Origin of the sequence: Kocuria sabuli (assembly GCF_040981185.1) — a bacterium.
GTDB classification, from domain to species: domain Bacteria; phylum Actinomycetota; class Actinomycetes; order Actinomycetales; family Micrococcaceae; genus Kocuria; species Kocuria sabuli.
The window spans coordinates 64416-78599 of sequence record NZ_JAVHZE010000013.1; the positions used below are offsets into that span (position 1 = coordinate 64416).

At 73.0% G+C, this 14184-nt stretch carries 15 protein-coding genes; 10 read left to right on the top strand and 5 right to left on the bottom strand.

Annotated elements, in window-relative coordinates; all coding sequences use genetic code 11:
• The first annotated feature begins 4 nt into the window (after positions 1-4).
• The 5 genes from RE027_RS12965 to amaB all read left to right on the top strand — a co-directional run bounded on the left by RE027_RS12965 (position 5) and on the right by amaB (position 6422).
• Entirely contained in the window at positions 5-1102 is a 1098-nt protein-coding gene (locus RE027_RS12965) for an NAD(P)/FAD-dependent oxidoreductase (protein ID WP_368808690.1), read from the top strand.
• Positions 1103-1338: 236 nt separating this feature from the next.
• Positions 1339-2004, top strand: a complete 666-nt coding sequence (locus RE027_RS12970) for a GntR family transcriptional regulator (protein WP_368808691.1) — start codon at positions 1339-1341, stop codon at positions 2002-2004.
• 156 nt (positions 2005-2160) lie between these two features.
• The gene (locus RE027_RS12975; protein WP_368808692.1) at positions 2161-3351 is read left to right on the top strand and encodes an NAD(P)/FAD-dependent oxidoreductase; all 1191 of its coding nucleotides are present in this window, start codon (positions 2161-2163) and stop codon (positions 3349-3351) included.
• 34 nt (positions 3352-3385) lie between these two features.
• Positions 3386-4795 carry a 2-oxoadipate dioxygenase/decarboxylase gene (gene hglS, locus RE027_RS12980; protein WP_368808693.1) on the top strand — a complete coding sequence of 470 codons (1410 nt, stop codon included), beginning with the start codon at positions 3386-3388 and terminating at the stop codon, positions 4793-4795.
• Between the two features lie 100 nt (positions 4796-4895).
• Entirely contained in the window at positions 4896-6422 is a 1527-nt protein-coding gene (gene amaB / locus RE027_RS12985) for an L-piperidine-6-carboxylate dehydrogenase (RefSeq protein ID WP_368808694.1), read from the top strand.
• Between the two features lie 80 nt (positions 6423-6502).
• Here the strand turns inward: amaB and RE027_RS12990 are convergent, their stop codons facing one another.
• Positions 6503-7531, bottom strand: coding sequence for an LCP family protein (locus RE027_RS12990; protein ID WP_368808695.1), 1029 nt, complete (start codon positions 7529-7531; stop codon positions 6503-6505).
• A 202-nt stretch (positions 7532-7733) separates the two neighbouring features.
• Between RE027_RS12990 and RE027_RS12995 the strand changes: the two genes are divergently transcribed.
• From RE027_RS12995 to RE027_RS13010, 4 genes are read left to right on the top strand one after another with little or no spacing between them, the layout of a single operon-like run.
• Positions 7734-8048, top strand: coding sequence for a CHY zinc finger protein (locus RE027_RS12995; RefSeq protein ID WP_368808696.1), 315 nt, complete (start codon positions 7734-7736; stop codon positions 8046-8048).
• 8 nt (positions 8049-8056) lie between these two features.
• Positions 8057-8833 (top strand): energy-coupling factor ABC transporter ATP-binding protein, encoded by a 777-nt coding sequence (locus RE027_RS13000; RefSeq protein WP_368808697.1) that lies wholly within the window; start codon positions 8057-8059, stop codon positions 8831-8833.
• A complete protein-coding gene (locus RE027_RS13005; protein ID WP_368808698.1) occupies positions 8830-9459 on the top strand; it encodes an energy-coupling factor transporter transmembrane component T family protein in 630 nt (209 codons plus the stop codon). The genes RE027_RS13000 and RE027_RS13005 overlap by 4 nt, the downstream gene beginning before the upstream one ends.
• Positions 9460-9488: 29 nt before the next feature.
• On the top strand, positions 9489-10085 hold the full coding sequence (locus RE027_RS13010; protein ID WP_368808699.1) for a biotin transporter BioY: 597 nt from the start codon (positions 9489-9491) through the stop codon (positions 10083-10085).
• Positions 10086-10123: 38 nt separating this feature from the next.
• Here the strand turns inward: RE027_RS13010 and RE027_RS13015 are convergent, their stop codons facing one another.
• The 4 genes from RE027_RS13015 to RE027_RS13030 all read right to left on the bottom strand — a co-directional run bounded on the left by RE027_RS13015 (position 10124) and on the right by RE027_RS13030 (position 12777).
• Complete coding sequence (locus RE027_RS13015) at positions 10124-10306, bottom strand: PspC domain-containing protein (RefSeq protein WP_368808700.1); 183 nt, start codon at positions 10304-10306, stop codon at positions 10124-10126.
• Positions 10307-10394: 88 nt separating this feature from the next.
• Positions 10395-10880 carry a pyridoxamine 5'-phosphate oxidase family protein gene (locus RE027_RS13020; protein WP_368808701.1) on the bottom strand — a complete coding sequence of 162 codons (486 nt, stop codon included), beginning with the start codon at positions 10878-10880 and terminating at the stop codon, positions 10395-10397.
• Positions 10881-11000: 120 nt separating this feature from the next.
• Entirely contained in the window at positions 11001-12020 is a 1020-nt protein-coding gene (locus RE027_RS13025) for a bile acid:sodium symporter (protein WP_368808702.1), read from the bottom strand.
• A gap of 154 nt (positions 12021-12174) precedes the next feature.
• A complete protein-coding gene (locus RE027_RS13030; RefSeq protein WP_368808703.1) occupies positions 12175-12777 on the bottom strand; it encodes a TetR/AcrR family transcriptional regulator in 603 nt (200 codons plus the stop codon).
• 57 nt (positions 12778-12834) lie between these two features.
• On the opposite strand from RE027_RS13030, the gene RE027_RS13035 reads away from it, so the two are divergent.
• Entirely contained in the window at positions 12835-14010 is a 1176-nt protein-coding gene (locus RE027_RS13035; RefSeq protein WP_368808704.1) for an MFS transporter, read from the top strand.
• Positions 14011-14184: the final 174 nt, after the last annotated feature.

A 14184-nucleotide genomic window follows, 5' to 3' on the forward strand; every position in this document is an offset into this window, starting at 1 on the left:
ACCCATGAGCCGGACGGCCGTGGTGGGCGCGGGCATCGTCGGCCTCGCCGCCGCCCATGCCCTTCGCTCCCGGGGCGCCGACGTCACCCTCTACGAGTCCGGGCCGCCCGGCGCCGGGCAGTCCGCCGGGCAGTCCCGGATCTTCCGGCACGCCCACGACGATCCGCGGCTGGTGGCGCTGGTCGCCCGCAGCCGGGCCCTGTGGCGAGCCTGGGAGCAGGAGTTCGGCACGGAGCTGATCTCCACGGACGGGGCCGTGGCGATCGGGGACGGCGTGGAGGACAAGCTGCGCACCCTCGAGCCCTTCCCGGACGTCCCCGTCCGGCGGCTCGAGCCCGCGGAGCTGCACGACCGGCTGCCCCTCCTGGCCGGGTGGAGCGGCCCGGCGATGCTCGACGTCGAGGGCGGGGCCATCCGGACCCTGGCCGCGGTCGGCGCGCTCACGGACCGGCTCGGCGGGTCGGTGCTGCGCGAGCACGTGCTCTCCGTGCGGCGCACCGGCCACGGCCGGGTCGAGGTGCGCACCGGCACCACGTGCTTGGACTACGACCACGTGGTGCTGTGCGCCGGCCGGGGCACCGCTCCTCTGGCGCGCGGGGCCGGCCTCGACCTGCTGCCGGTCGCCCTGGGCGCCCACGTCCGCCTGACCTTCGCCGTGCGCGGCGCGGCACCGGACGGGCTGCCCACGTTCCAGGACGGCAGCGGCGCCTTCGGGGAGACGGGGGTCTACGCCGCGCCGTACCCGGACGGCCGCCACTACTCCGTGGGCCTCAGCGCCGACACGGACGCCCACCCGGACGGCAGCCTGGCGGATCCAGGCCGGCTCGCCGAGCTCGCGGAGCGCACCGTCACCTACGTGCAGCGGGCCCTGCCGGGGCTCGACCCGGCCCCGGTGGACCACGTGCACTGCTGGGTCACCCGCCTGCCCTGGGGCGACGACGGCGTGGGCGTCTGGTCCGAGGACGGACTCACCGCCCTCGCCGGGCACAACCTGTTCAAGCAGGCGCCGGCCCTGGGCGAGGCCCTCGCCGAGACCGCCCTGACCGGGACGGTCCCCGGCGGCCTGCACCACGAGGAGCAGCTGGGCCGCTCGGCCGGCTGAGTGCGGACGTCCTCGTGGCGACCGGCCCACCGCGAGAAGTGTTCCGCGTCGATCTCCGGGTTGCCCCTGATCAGTGACAGGCCAGGAGAGCCCCGCCGCCCACCGGCCCGCGCGGTGTTCACTGTTATGTTTTCAGCACGTCGATGTTGTCAGCACGTCGATGTTGTCAGCATGTCGACCGCCGGACGGCGACGGACGAGGTCCCCAGGGGGCCGGGAGGGCGGACGAGGAAACGGATGAAGCGGACCCAGGACTGGGGCGACGAGCTCGCGCTCGCCGCACTCACCCGCTCGACGCTCAAGGACTCGACGGAGGCCCTGATCCGCCGCGCCCTGCTCAGCGGAGCCATGCGGCCCGGGGAGATCTACTCGGCCAACAGCCTCGCCGCGCGCCTGGGGGTCTCCAACAGCCCGGCCCGCGAGGCCATGATGTCGCTGGTCAACAAGGGCCTGCTGGAGCTCGTGCGCAACCGGGGCTTCCGCGTGGTGGAGCTGACCGACCGGGACCGGCAGGAGGTCTACGACCTGCGCCGGCTCATCGAGGTCGAGGCCGTGCGGCGGGTGGCCGAGCAGGGTGTCGACGCGGACCAGGCCGCCCTGCTGCGGGACCTGGGCGAACGCACCGTCGCCGCCTCCGGTGGTCACGACGTGCTCGAGTACCTCGAGGCGGACCAGCGCTTCCACACCGCCCTCGTGGGGATGCTCGGGAACACGCGGTGGACGGCGATCGTGGAGAACCTGCGGGACCAGTCCCGGATCAACGGGTCCTACCACCTGCAGGAGCGCGGGCGGCTGGAGAGCAGCGCCCTGGAGCACCGGGACATCGCCGAGGCGGTCGTCGCGGGCGACCCGGCCCGGGCGGCCGAGCTCATGGTCCGCCACCTGGACTACGCCCGCCCCTGACGCACGGGCACCCGCCTGTGCGTCAGCGGCCGGAAGAAATCTCACCTTCCCCTCTTGACCCCGCCGACGCCCGGGCGGAAGATCACGTTATCGATAACGGATAACAACGGCTGGCTCGCACAGGACAGCTCGGCGCGGCGCAGAGGGAGGTTGCCGGTGGCGGACCAGATCGTCGGACTCGATCCGACCTGCGCCACCGCGCAGCCCCCGGCGGCCGACGTGGTCGTCGTCGGCGGCGGGATCATGGGTCTGAGCACGGCCTGGCACCTCGCCTCTCGCGGAGTGCGCAACATCGTGCTGCTGGAGCGCGCCGAGCTCGGCAGCGGGTCCTCGGCCAAGCCCCTCGGCGGCGTCCGGGCGAACTTCTCCGATCCGGGCAACATCGAGCTCGGCCGGCGCTCGCTGGAGGCCTTCCGGCGCTTTCCCCGGCAGTTCGGGGTGGACATCGGGTTCCAGCAGGTGGGCTATCTCTTCCTGTGCCGCTCGGACGCCGAGGCCGCGGACCTGGAGCGGGCCACCGGGATCCAGAACGGCCTGGGGGTCGACAGCCGCATGGTGTCCCCGCAGGAGGCCGCGCAGATCAATCCGCTGCTCGACCCCGCCGCCCTGACCGGCGCCTCGTTCTCCCCCGGGGACGGCTTCGCCGCCCCGTCCGCGGTGGTCGCCGGCTACGCCGCCGCCGCGGTCGAGCTCGGGGTGACGGTCCTCGACCGCACCGAGGTGCTGGACGTCCGGCGCGGCGCCGGCGCGATCGAGTCGGTGACCACCCAGCGCGGCACCATCCGCACGAGCGCGGTCGTGTGCTGCGCCGGGGCGTGGAGCGCCCGGATCGGCGCGATGGTCGGCGTGGACCTGCCGGTGACCCCCGTGCGGCGGCTGATCGGCCTCACCCGGCAGCGCTCCGTCCCCTATCCGCGGGTGCCCTTCACCCTGGACCTCTCGACGACCTTCTACCACCACAACTACCGCAACGGCCTGCTGCTGGGCATCTCCCACCAGCAGGAGCCCGGGTTCTGCCGCGAGTTCGACCACGACTGGCTGCCCGAGCTCAACGCCGCGGCCGCCGTCTGCACCCCGCAGCTGGAGCACCCCGACCTGGCGGGCGGCTGGGCCGGGCTCTACGAGAACACCCCCGACCGCAACGCGCTCATCGGCGAGGCCCGCGAGCTGCCCGGCTTCTTCTACGCCACCGGGTTCTCCGGGCACGGCTTCCTCCAGGGCCCCGCGGTGGGCGAGCTGGTCGCCGACCTCTACCTGGGCCGGCCCTCCTTCCTGGACGCCGGCCACTTCTCCGCCGACCGGTTCTCCGGGACCGCACCGGTCCTGCACGAGGTGAACATCATCTGACCCCGTCCCGAGCACGACGAGAGGACCAATCGACATGACTTTCCAGCCGCTCTGGCAGCTGAGGGCCCAGTTCGCCCGCCGGCTCTCCGAGATGTACGGCGCGGAGGTGCCGGCCTACAACACCCTGGTCGACGTCTCCACCGCCGTGAACGAGGACTTCCTGGCCCGCCACGGCGCCGACGCCGAGCGCCTGGGCAGCATCGACCGCGTCACGGCGGAGCGCCACGGGGCCATCCGCGTGGGCTCGCCGCAGGAGATGGCCCAGGTGGCACGGGTCTTCGCCGCGTTCGGGATGCAACCGGTGGGCTTCTACGACCTGCGCGACGCCTCCGCGTCGTCCGTCCCGGTGGTCTCCACCGCCTTCCGCCCGGTCGACCCCGAGGAGCTCGCCCGGAACCCCTTCCGCGTCTTCACCTCGATGCTCGCCGCCGACGATCCCCGGTTCTTCGGCGAGGACCTGCAGCGGCGGCTGCGGGAGTTCATCGGCCGCCGCAGCCTGTTCCCCGAGGAGCTGCTGGAGCTGGCGGACCGGGCCGCCGCCGAGGGCGGACTGGAGGACGACGACGCCGAGCGGCTGCTCCAACTGGCCACCCGGTCCTTCGAGCTCTCCGACGAGCCGGTGGACCACGCCTGGTACCGGGAGCTCGAGGCCGTCTCCGCGGTGGCCTCCGACATCGGCGGGGTCACCACCACACACATCAACCACCTCACGCCGCGGGTGCTCGACATCGACGACCTCTACGCGCGCATGGAGACGCTGGGGATCACGATGATCGACGAGATCCAGGGGCCTCCGCGGTGGGACGGCCCGGGCGTCCTCCTGCGCCAGACCTCGTTCCGCGCCCTCGCGGAGGACCGGGTGTTCCGCTTCGAGGACGGCACCGTGGGCCCCGGCGCGCTGCGGGTGCGCTTCGGGGAGGTCGAGCAGCGCGGCATCGCCCTCACCCCCGCGGGACGGGACCTCTACGACCGGATGGTGGCCGAGACCGATCGGCGGCTGGCCGAGGGGCAGGGCGACGGGGTCCGCGTGGACGTGGCCCGCACCGTGTGGGAGGAGAACCTCCCCCGCACCGAGCAGGAGCTGGCCCTGCGGGGCCTGGCCTACTTCACATACGCCCTCGACGAGGACGCCCTGGCCCGCCGGGACGCGCCCCTCACCGGTGAGGACCTCCGGCTCGGGGCGCTGATCGGGTCCGGCATGGTGGTCCCGCGGCCCATCGTCTACGAGGACTTCCTGCCCCGCTCCGCGGCCGGGATCTTCCGGTCCAACCTCACCGAGGAGGGCTCGCGCGACGACGCCCAGCTCGGCACCGACTACGACATCACCGTGCTGTCCCGCGTCGTGGGCCGCACGGTGATCGACCCCCACGACCTGTACCGGCGCCAGCAGGACGCGTCGCTGGCCCGGCTGCGCGAGCGGCTGGGCGCCGTCGTCGCCGCCTGAGCCCCGCCCCCAGGAGAACGACGACCCGGCTCCCCCGCACCTCGTGCCGCCCGACGGCACCACACCACCCGACAGCACCGAACCACCAGGAGAAGCACCGATGTCCCAGACCCTGCAGAACACCGCTCTCACCACCGACGTCCACCGCGCCCTCCGCGCCTGCGGGGTCGACGTCGACGGGCTGACCGGGGAGCTCGAGGCCCGCAGCCCCCTGACCGGCGAGGTCCTGGCGGGCCTGCCCCTGGCCTCCGCCGCGGACGTCGGCGCGGCCGTCGGCCGGGCCGCCGAGGCGTTCCCCGCCTGGCGCGACGTCCCGGCGCCGGTGCGCGGCAACGTGGTCAAGCGGTGGGGCGAGCTGCTCACCGAGCACAAGGAGGACCTGGCCGTTCTCGTGCAGGCCGAGGCCGGCAAGATCACCTCCGAGGCCCTCGGCGAGGTGCAGGAGATGATCGACATCTGCGACTTCGCCGTCGGCCAGTCCCGCATGCTCTACGGCCGGACCATGCCGTCCGAGCGCCCCGGGCACCGGCTCATGGAGACCTGGCACCCGCTGGGCGTCGTCGGGGTCGTCTCCGCCTTCAACTTCCCCGTCGCCGTCTACTCCTGGAACACCGCCCTCGCCCTGGTCTGCGGGGACACGGTCGTGTGGAAGCCCTCGGAGACGGTCGCGCTCAGCGCGATGGGCTCCCACGCCCTCCTGGCACGGGCGGTGCGCGACTGCGGCGCCCCGCCCGAGATCCATCAGCTGGTGCTCGCCGACCGCGCGGGCGGCCAGAGCCTCGTGGACGACCCCCGGGTGGCCCTGGTCTCGGCCACCGGGTCGGTGCGCATGGGCCGTGAGGTCGCCCCGCGCGTGGCCGCCCGGTTCGGCCGCTGCCTGCTGGAGCTGGGGGGCAACAACGCCGCGATCGTCGCCCCCAGCGCCGATCTCGACCTCGCCCTGCGGGGCATCGTCTTCTCCGCCGTGGGCACGGCGGGCCAGCGCTGCACCACCATGCGGCGCCTGATCGTGCACGAGTCCGTCGTGGACGTCCTCACGGAGAAGCTGGTCCAGGCCTACGGCACCCTCAGCATCGGGGACCCCCGCGAGACCTCGAACCTGGTGGGCCCGCTGATCGACGAGCGCAGCCACGACGCCATGCAGCAGGCGCTGCGCGCCGCGCAGGAGCAGGGCGGCACCGTCCTGACCGGCGGCGAACGGGTCCTCGCCGAGGAGCGGCCGGAGGCCTTCTACGTCCGGCCCGCCGTGGTGCGGATGCCCGCGCAGACCGAGGTGGTGCAGGAGGAGACCTTCGCCCCGATCCTGTACGTGCTCACCTACTCGGAACTCGCCGAGGCGATCGAGCTGCAGAACGGCGTGCCGCAGGGGCTGTCCTCGGCGATCTTCACCAACGACCAGCTCGAGGCCGAGCAGTTCCTCTCCTCGGCCGGTTCCGACTGCGGCATCGCCAACGTCAACATCGGCACCTCCGGGGCGGAGATCGGCGGCGCCTTCGGCGGCGAGAAGGAGACCGGCGGCGGGCGGGAGTCCGGCTCGGACTCGTGGAAGGCCTACATGCGCCAGGCCACCAACACCGTCAACTACTCCGGGGAGCTGCCGCTCGCCCAGGGCGTCACGTTCATCTGACCCCACCGCCCCGTCCCGGCAGGCCGTGCCGGACCTGCCGGGACGGGCAGAGCCCCTGGCGGTTCGGCGCCCCGGACGGCTCAGAGGGCGGCCGTCGACGCTCCCGTTCCCGCCGGGGCGGGGGTGTCCAGCACGGGCTCGTCCCGGACCAGGCCGGCGAAGACCTCCTCCGCCGCGGCCGAGGGGACCACCCGGTTGAGGTCGTAGAGGTCCGGCTCCCACGGCATGGTCGCGATGCTGATGTTCTCCCGCGGGACGCGCGCGAGGCCCGCACCGAGCCGGACCGCCGTGCGGAGATCGGCCAGGCCGGCGTCGGCGCGCACCGATGACGTCACGGCGTCCAGGAACGAGTAGGCCCGCCCCGGACGGGTGACCAGCTTCCGCTCCCCGACGCGGTCCACGATCGTGTGCATGACCGCCTGCTGATTGCCCATGCGTCCGATGTCGCTGCCGTCCCCGACGCTGTCGCGCGTCCGGGCCCAGGCCAGCGCCTGGTCGCCGTCGAGCACCTGCTCACCGGCCGGCAGGTCCAGCTCCGCCTTCGGGTCGAACAGCGCCTCCGGCAGGTCCACCGGCAGCCCGTCCAGGGAGTCGACGACGCGGGCGAATCCCTCGAAGCGCAGCTCGAGGAAGTGGTCGAGCTGCACCCCGGTCAGTGCCTCCACCGCCGTCACGAGACACCCCGGGCCGGCGCCCAGCGCGCCGTTGATCATGCCGTAGTAGCCGGAGAACACGTTGCCGAGGTCCTCGGTGCACGAGGGGATCTCCAGCACGGTGTCGCGCGGGATCTGGACGGCGTCGATCCGGGAGCGGTCCCCGCTGAGGTGGACCAGGACCATGGAGTCCGCCCGGTCCCCCATCTGCGGGTCCCCGTCCCGGGCGTCCGAGCCGACCACGAGCAGGTTGGTCCCGCCCCCGGCGGTCGTGGCCGTGTCCTCCCGCACCAGCTCCACCGTGTCGATGTTCGTCACCAGGCGGGAGAAGCGCACCGCCGTGGCCGACACCGTGGCCACGGTGAGCAGGGCGAGCACGACGCAGAGCGTCACGGCCGGCCGGCCCCACCTCGGCAGGGTCCGGAACGAGGGCAGGGAACGGGTGGAGGTCGGCATGCGGCTCCTGCGTGGTCGCGGGCAGGTCGGCGGGACACGGCACGCGGCCCTCCGGTCGTCAGCCCCGAACTCTAGGCGAGCCCACTGGATGCATCCTGGACGACCCGGGGAGGGGTGCGCCCAGCGGCGAGCAGGGATAATGGCCTCGGCGTCCGCCACGGCCGGCGCGGACCCGCGCACTCCGGATCGAGAGAAGGTGACCATGCCCAGAGTCCTGGGGAGTCCTGTCGACGACCAGACGCGGTGCACGCACTACCGCACGGCGCTCGACGTGGTCGCGATCAGGTTCTGGTGCTGCCGGGAGTACTACCCCTGCCACCTCTGCCACGAGGAGAGTGCGGGCCATGCGGCGGTGCCGTGGCCGGTCGCCGAGCGGGACGCCCCGGCCGTCCTGTGCGGGGTCTGCGCCCACGAACTGTCCGTCCGCGCCTACCTGGACGTGGACGGCTGCCCGCGCTGCGGCGCACGGTTCAACCCGGGATGCCGCCTGCACGCCTCCCTGTACTTCGAGGACTGAACCGGACCGTGCCGACCTCCCGCCCCGCCTTCTCCGGACCCCGCCGCGCGCCCCGCCGTCCGCCCCGCCGAGGAGAGCAGCCCGCGCCCCAGGACCTCGCCCACCCGGGCATCCGGCTGACGGACGTCACCGTCACCCGGGAGGGCCGGGACATCCTCCGGGACGTCGACCTGACCCTGGACGAGCACCGCATCGCCGTGATCGGGCTCAACGGCTCGGGCAAGAGCACGCTCGTGCGCCTGCTCAACGCGCTCGTGCTGCCCACGCGGGGGACCGTGCGGGTGGGCGAGCTGACCACCGCCCGGGACGCCAAGCGGATCCGGCGCCAGGTCGGGTTCGTGTTCCAGAACCCGGAGAACCAGATCGTGATGCCCCTGGTGGCCGAGGACATCGCCTTCGGCGTGAAGAACCTCGGTCTGCGCGGGACGGAGCTCACCGAGCGGGTGGACGCGGTCCTCGAGCGCCTCGACATCGCCCACCTGCGCGACCGGGAGTCGTACACGCTGTCCGGCGGGGAGAAGCAGATGGTCGCGCTGGCCTCGGTGCTGGTCATGGAACCGTCCACCGTGGTCTTCGACGAACCGACCACCATGCTGGACCGGCGCAACCGCCGCCGGCTCCAGAGGACCATCGACCGCCTGGACCAGCGCGCGATCGTCGTGACCCACGACCTGGACATGATCGGCGACTACGACCGCACCCTCGTGGTCCACGAGGGCCGGATCGCCTTCGACGGCGCCCCGGGGCAGGCGCTGGAGTTCTACTGCCGGATCAGCGACTCGTGAACGGCTCCCGTCCCAGCGGCCCGCTGGCCGCGGTGCCTGCCGGCTACAAGTTCGCACTCCTCTTCGTCGCCAGCATCACCCTCTACGCGGTCCCCGGCCTGGTGGAACAGATCGTGTTCTTCGCCCTCGCGGTGGCGGGGGTGCTGCTGACGCGGACCCCGCCGCTGCGCCTGGTCCGCATGCTCCTGGGGCTGTTCCTCGTCGTCGGGATCGTCTTCGTCACCCTGGGGCTGACCTCCACCTGGGAGGCCGCCACGATCTCGGCCCTGCGGCTGCTCAGCCTCTGCCTCTTCGCCTGCACCGTCACCCTGACCACCGCGTTCAGCGAGATGCTGGCCCTGTTCGAGACCCTCCTGCGGCCGACCCGCCGGCTCGGCCTGAACCCGGCCCAGATCAGCCTGGCACTGTCGATGACGATCCGGTTCATCCCCGAGATCCGCGCCCAGTACCTCGCGATCCGCGAGGCGCAGTTCGCCCGCGGTCTGCACAACAGTCCCGTGGCCGTGCTGGTGCCCCTGCTCGTGCGCACCCTGGAGGCCGCCCAGGAGATCTCCTCGGCGATCGACGCCCGGTGCTACGACTCCGCTCCACCGGTCCGGCGCCCCGTGCCACCCGTGTCCGACTGACTCCCGTCCCACCCACCCGAAGGATCCGCATGTCCACCGACTCCCCGCAGACCACCCAGAACACCGTCCTGGTGGCGGTGTTCGCCGCCCTGATCGCCGCGCTGGGCCTGGTGCCGCCGATCACCGTCGGCATCGTCCCCGTGCCCATCACCCTGCAGACCCTCGGCGTGATGCTCGCCGGCGCGATGCTCGGCCCGGTCCGGGGCATGCTCTCCGTGGTCGTCCTGGAGGTCCTCGTGGTCGCCGGGCTGCCGCTGCTCGCCGGAGGACGGGGCGGGCTCGGGGTGTTCCTGGGCCCGACCGGCGGCTACCTGCTCGGCTGGATCCCCGCCGCCCTGGTCATCGGCTTCCTGGTGCAGCACTGGGCCCTGCGGCGGACCCGTCCCGCGGCCCGGTTCGCCGCCGTCCTGATCAGCACCGTGGTGGGCGGCATCGGCGTCATCTACGCCCTCGGCGTGCCGTGGACGGCCGTGGTCGCCGGGCTGCCGCTGTCGACGAGCCTGCTGGGCTCCCTCGTGTTCGTTCCCGGCGACCTGCTCAAGGCCGTCGTGGCGACCACCGTGGCACTCAACGTGCACCGCAGCTACCGCCGCCTGCTGGGAGGCGTGCCGACCGCGGCGCGGTGAGCCCCGGGTGGGTGCCGCGGAGCTGTCGCCGAGAGAGCTCAGGACTCCTTGGGGATGACGATCCACAGGGCGATGTAAACCAGCTCCCCCACGCCCACGAGGCCGAACACGACGAACCCGAGGCGCACGAGGAACTTCGGGAGGCCGAATCGGTTCGCCAGCGCCGCGCAGACGCCGCCGAGGAGCTTGCCGGTGCGAGGACGGACCAGTGAAGTAGCCATGCCCGGATTCTACTCGCGGACACCGGGACACGCCCGGGCGGGGGCCGCCCGTCCCGGACGGGCGGCCCCCGGGAACGGCGGGCGCGGGTCAGAGGTCGACGACGCCCTTGTCGCCCTTGATCGTGTCGCCGGTGAGCCTGGCCTTCACCAGGTTGGCCACCTGGGTGACCTTGCCCCCGCCGGGGGTGTCCCAGTACTCGGCGGAGCGGCCGGTGATCTCGATGAGCACGTTGTCCGGGTTCTCGGGCCCGCCCTCGAGCCAGGAGCCGGTGAAGGCGTCCCACAGCTCCTTGAGCTTCTCCACGTCGTTGAGCACGAGCGCGGTGCCGGTGAGCGAGACCCAGGCGCCCTCCCCCGCGTAGGCGACGTTGACGGAGGGCCGCTGCTGGAGGTCCTGGACCTGGTCGGAGGTGCGCTCGGCGATGAAGTACACGGTGCCGTCGAAGTCCACGTCCTGGGTGGCCATCGGCTTGGAGATGAGGTTCCCGTACTCGTCCGCGTGGGTGAGCATGGCGATGCGGGTGCTCTTGATGAGCTCGCGCACCTTGGCGGTGCCGTCGTCCTGGTCGGTCATGGGGGATCCCTTCTCTGGTGGGCGGCCGCGGTTGCGCGGCGCGGACGGCCAGTCTACGAACCCGGCCCGGATCGCACGAGGGGGCTGTCCCCGGGGCCGCGGCGATCTCGACGGCCCGGGTCAGGGGCGGGGAGCCGTCCGGCCGGACGGGGTGGTCCGCCCGCTGTGCCGTGGACGGCCCTCCGGCACCAGGAGCGGGACCAGGCGCACGAGGAGCACCATCCCCACCAGTTCCACGAGGGTCTGGGTGACGACGGCGAACGGCGTCAGCGCCAGCCGCTCCGGCAGCGCCAGGGCCAGCGGGAGCACCACGAGGGAGTTGCGGGTGACCCCGCCGAACACCAGGGCGCGGGAGGCCGGCACGTCGAGGCCCACGGTCCGGGCGGCCACGACCCCGATCGGGACCATGAGCACGAGGAAGCCCACGTAGAGGGGCACCACCGCCGCGAGGTCGGCCAGCTGCTCCCCCACCCCGCGCACCTGCGAGGCGATCACCGTGAACAGGGTCAGCGCCATCAGCGGCACCATCTCCGAGGTCGTGACGGCCGCGGCCCGGCGCGCCGCGGCGGAGCGCAGCGCCGCCCGCTGGAGCGCCGCGGCCGCCGCGAGGGGCAGGAGGATCAGCAGCACGAACGCCTCCACGAAGGGCCCGAGCTCCACCAGGGCGACCGCCTCCGTCCCGGCGAAGACCAGCAGCCAGGCGGGCAGGAGCAGCATCTGCCCCAGCATCAGCAGCGGGGCGGCGGCCAGCAACCGGTCGGCGGCGCCCCCGGCGAGACCGGTGAAGACGATGACGTAGTCCACGCACGGGGCCAGCAGCACCAGCAGCACCCCGATCAGCAGGGCCTCGTGGTCGGCGACCGCGCGGGAGAGCAGGAGCACCACGACCGGGACGACCGCGAAGTTGACCACCAGCACCGCCACCAGGAAGCGCAGGTCGGCGAACGCCCGCCCGAGCGCGGCGAAGGGGACCGCCAGGAACGTGGCGAACAGCAGCAGTCCCAAGACCGGGGTGACGGCCGGGGCCAGGGCGGGCGCGCCGGGCACCGTCCAGCCCACGAGGACGGCGACGGCGATGGCCGCCAGGTAGACGGCGACCTGGTGGCGCTCGGTCCACGGGGCGGGTGATGTGCTGCTCACCCGCCCAGCCTAGGCGTACCGACTCGCAGCGGTGCTGGATGTCCGATCGGGCGCAGGCCGCCGATGCCGATGTGGGATCGTTCCGGGCCACGTCCTGCGCATGCGTGGTCGACAGGACGGACCGTCGTCATGCGTCGTTCCAGCCGGGGGCGTCCTACGACAGTGTGGGTTCAGCCGCATCAACACAGGAGTCGACGAACAACCGTGCCGTGTCGCGAGCACGGGTGATCGGGTCCGAGGGTGCGCCGCGCAGGAGGCTGGCGAGCACACCGTTGTAGAGCAGCAGCAGCGTTGCGGCCACCGTGGCGGGGTCCTGGCACCGGGCCCCTCGAGCCAGTTCCGCCAGCCGCTCGCTGACCAGCCGGGTGTCCTGGCGGATCAGCTCGAACACCGGGTCACCGATGCCGTCCTCAGGGATGGGACGTTCGGAGGCGGTGGCCAGGAAGCAGCACCACTGGGTGGGACCGGAGGAGGCCCGGAAGGTCTCGACGGCGTCGAAGACCGCCAGCAGACGCGTCTGCGGGGAGGACGCGGCGGCGACGGCGGCGTCCCAGTGCTGGGTCCAGGCGTGGAGCCGGCGGGAGAGCACCTCGCGCAGCAGGTTGTCCTTGGAGCCGAAGTGCTTGTACAGCGTCACGATCGCCACCCCCGCCTGCGCGGCGACCCGGTCCACGCCCGTGGTGGTGATGCCCTCGTGGAAGAACAGGTTCTCGGCGGCGTCGAGGATGCGGTCGCGGGTGTGCTGCGGATCGGCCATGGAACTAGTATAACGTTCGTTACAGCGAAACGAGCGTTATACCCAGAGGAGCACGTGATGACAGCATCTTCCGCGCCGGCACGGCGCAGCACGGGCATGGGCACGGCGGTGGCGGGGATGCTGCTGATCGCCGCCACCTACGGGATGGCCCGCTTCGGGGTGGGGCTGTTCGCTCCGTACCTGGCGGTCCAGCGCCCGGAGCTGGTCGGGGTGCTGGGCTGGGCGGCCGGCGCCCAGTTCACCTCCTACTCGTTGGCCGCCGTGGTGGCCGCCCGCCTGGTGGACCGCAGCCCCCGGACAGGGCTGGCTCTGGCCGGAGCCACCGCGACGACCGGGTGCGTGGGGGTGGCGGTGACCTCGGACCCGGTGGTGTTCGTCGTCGCGGTCTTCATCGGGGGCATGGGCGGGGGCTTCGCCTCCCCGGCCCTGGTGCCGATCATCGACGCGGTCGTCGCCCCCGAGGCCACGTCCACGGCGCAGTCCGTGGCCAACACGGGCACGGCCGTGGGCGTCGTCGCAGCAGGCCTGCTGGTTTCCGCCGTCCCCTCGGTCGGCCCGGCATGGCTGGTCATGGCCCTCGTGTGCGCGGCGACCACGGCAGCGGTGTGGCACCGCGTGCGGGCACGCACCGACCTGGCCGCTCCTCAGGCCGCCGCGTCGGGTCCGGCTTCGGCTCCGTCCCGTCAGGCGTGGTGGCCCCTGCTCGCCCCGGGCGCTGCGGCGCTGCTCGCCGGCGCGGGATCGTCCTTGATCTGGACGTTCGGGCCGCTGCTGCTCACCGAGTCGGGTGCAGTGGCCGCGGAACGGGTCGGGTGGCTGTGGATCGCCCTGGGCCTGGGCGGGCTTCTCGGCACCCTGACCGGAGCCCTCGTCGAACGCACAGGGCGCCGAGGCGGCTGGTGCACCTGCGCCGGCGCCCTGGCCCTGGCCGGCGCCGGCGTCGCCCTGTGCGTGGCCACCGGCGGCTCCTGGGCGGCCTACACCAGCATGGCCCTCTTCGGGGCCGGCTACATGGGCCTGACCACGGTGCTCATCCTGTGGGCCCGTCACGTATGGCCGCACCACGCAGGAGCGGGCACCTCGGTCCTGTTCATCGCGCTGGCCACCGGGCAGGCACTGGGATCCGTCGGCTTCGGCGTGGCACAAGAGCTTCTGCACCCGGCACTCCTGGCAACGCTGGCCGCGAGCTTGTGTGCTGCCGGCGGTCTCACGGCCCTGGTGGGCAAGCGGTGACCCGGCCCCGGGCCAGCGCCACGATTCGCAGGACAGGCCCGGGCGTCATGAGGGCCCACGCTGACGCCCGGCGGATCGCGCGGTAGCCGGTTCGAGCTGCTGGGCGACCTCCCCGGCCTCCGGTCGGCGTGTGATTCCACCCTTGAACGCCATGGACCTCACATCCACCAGCCT

Bases quoted from the DNA above. Each gene is read 5' to 3' on its own strand.
- RE027_RS12990 (WP_368808695.1), bottom strand. From the start codon at position 7,531: ATGCCGACCTCCACCCGTTCCCTGCCCTCGTTCCGGACCCTGCCGAGG.
- RE027_RS13030 (WP_368808703.1), bottom strand. From the start codon at position 12,777: ATGGCCGATCCGCAGCACACCCGCGACCGCATCCTCGACGCCGCCGAG.
- hglS (WP_368808693.1), top strand. From the start codon at position 3,386: ATGACTTTCCAGCCGCTCTGGCAGCTGAGGGCCCAGTTCGCCCGCCGG.
- RE027_RS13020 (WP_368808701.1), bottom strand. From the start codon at position 10,880: ATGACCGACCAGGACGACGGCACCGCCAAGGTGCGCGAGCTCATCAAG.
- RE027_RS13015 (WP_368808700.1), bottom strand. From the start codon at position 10,306: ATGGCTACTTCACTGGTCCGTCCTCGCACCGGCAAGCTCCTCGGCGGC.
- RE027_RS13010 (WP_368808699.1), top strand. From the start codon at position 9,489: ATGTCCACCGACTCCCCGCAGACCACCCAGAACACCGTCCTGGTGGCG.
- RE027_RS12970 (WP_368808691.1), top strand. From the start codon at position 1,339: ATGAAGCGGACCCAGGACTGGGGCGACGAGCTCGCGCTCGCCGCACTC.
- RE027_RS12965 (WP_368808690.1), top strand. From the start codon at position 5: ATGAGCCGGACGGCCGTGGTGGGCGCGGGCATCGTCGGCCTCGCCGCC.
- RE027_RS12995 (WP_368808696.1), top strand. From the start codon at position 7,734: ATGCCCAGAGTCCTGGGGAGTCCTGTCGACGACCAGACGCGGTGCACG.
- amaB (WP_368808694.1), top strand. From the start codon at position 4,896: ATGTCCCAGACCCTGCAGAACACCGCTCTCACCACCGACGTCCACCGC.
- RE027_RS13035 (WP_368808704.1), top strand. From the start codon at position 12,835: ATGACAGCATCTTCCGCGCCGGCACGGCGCAGCACGGGCATGGGCACG.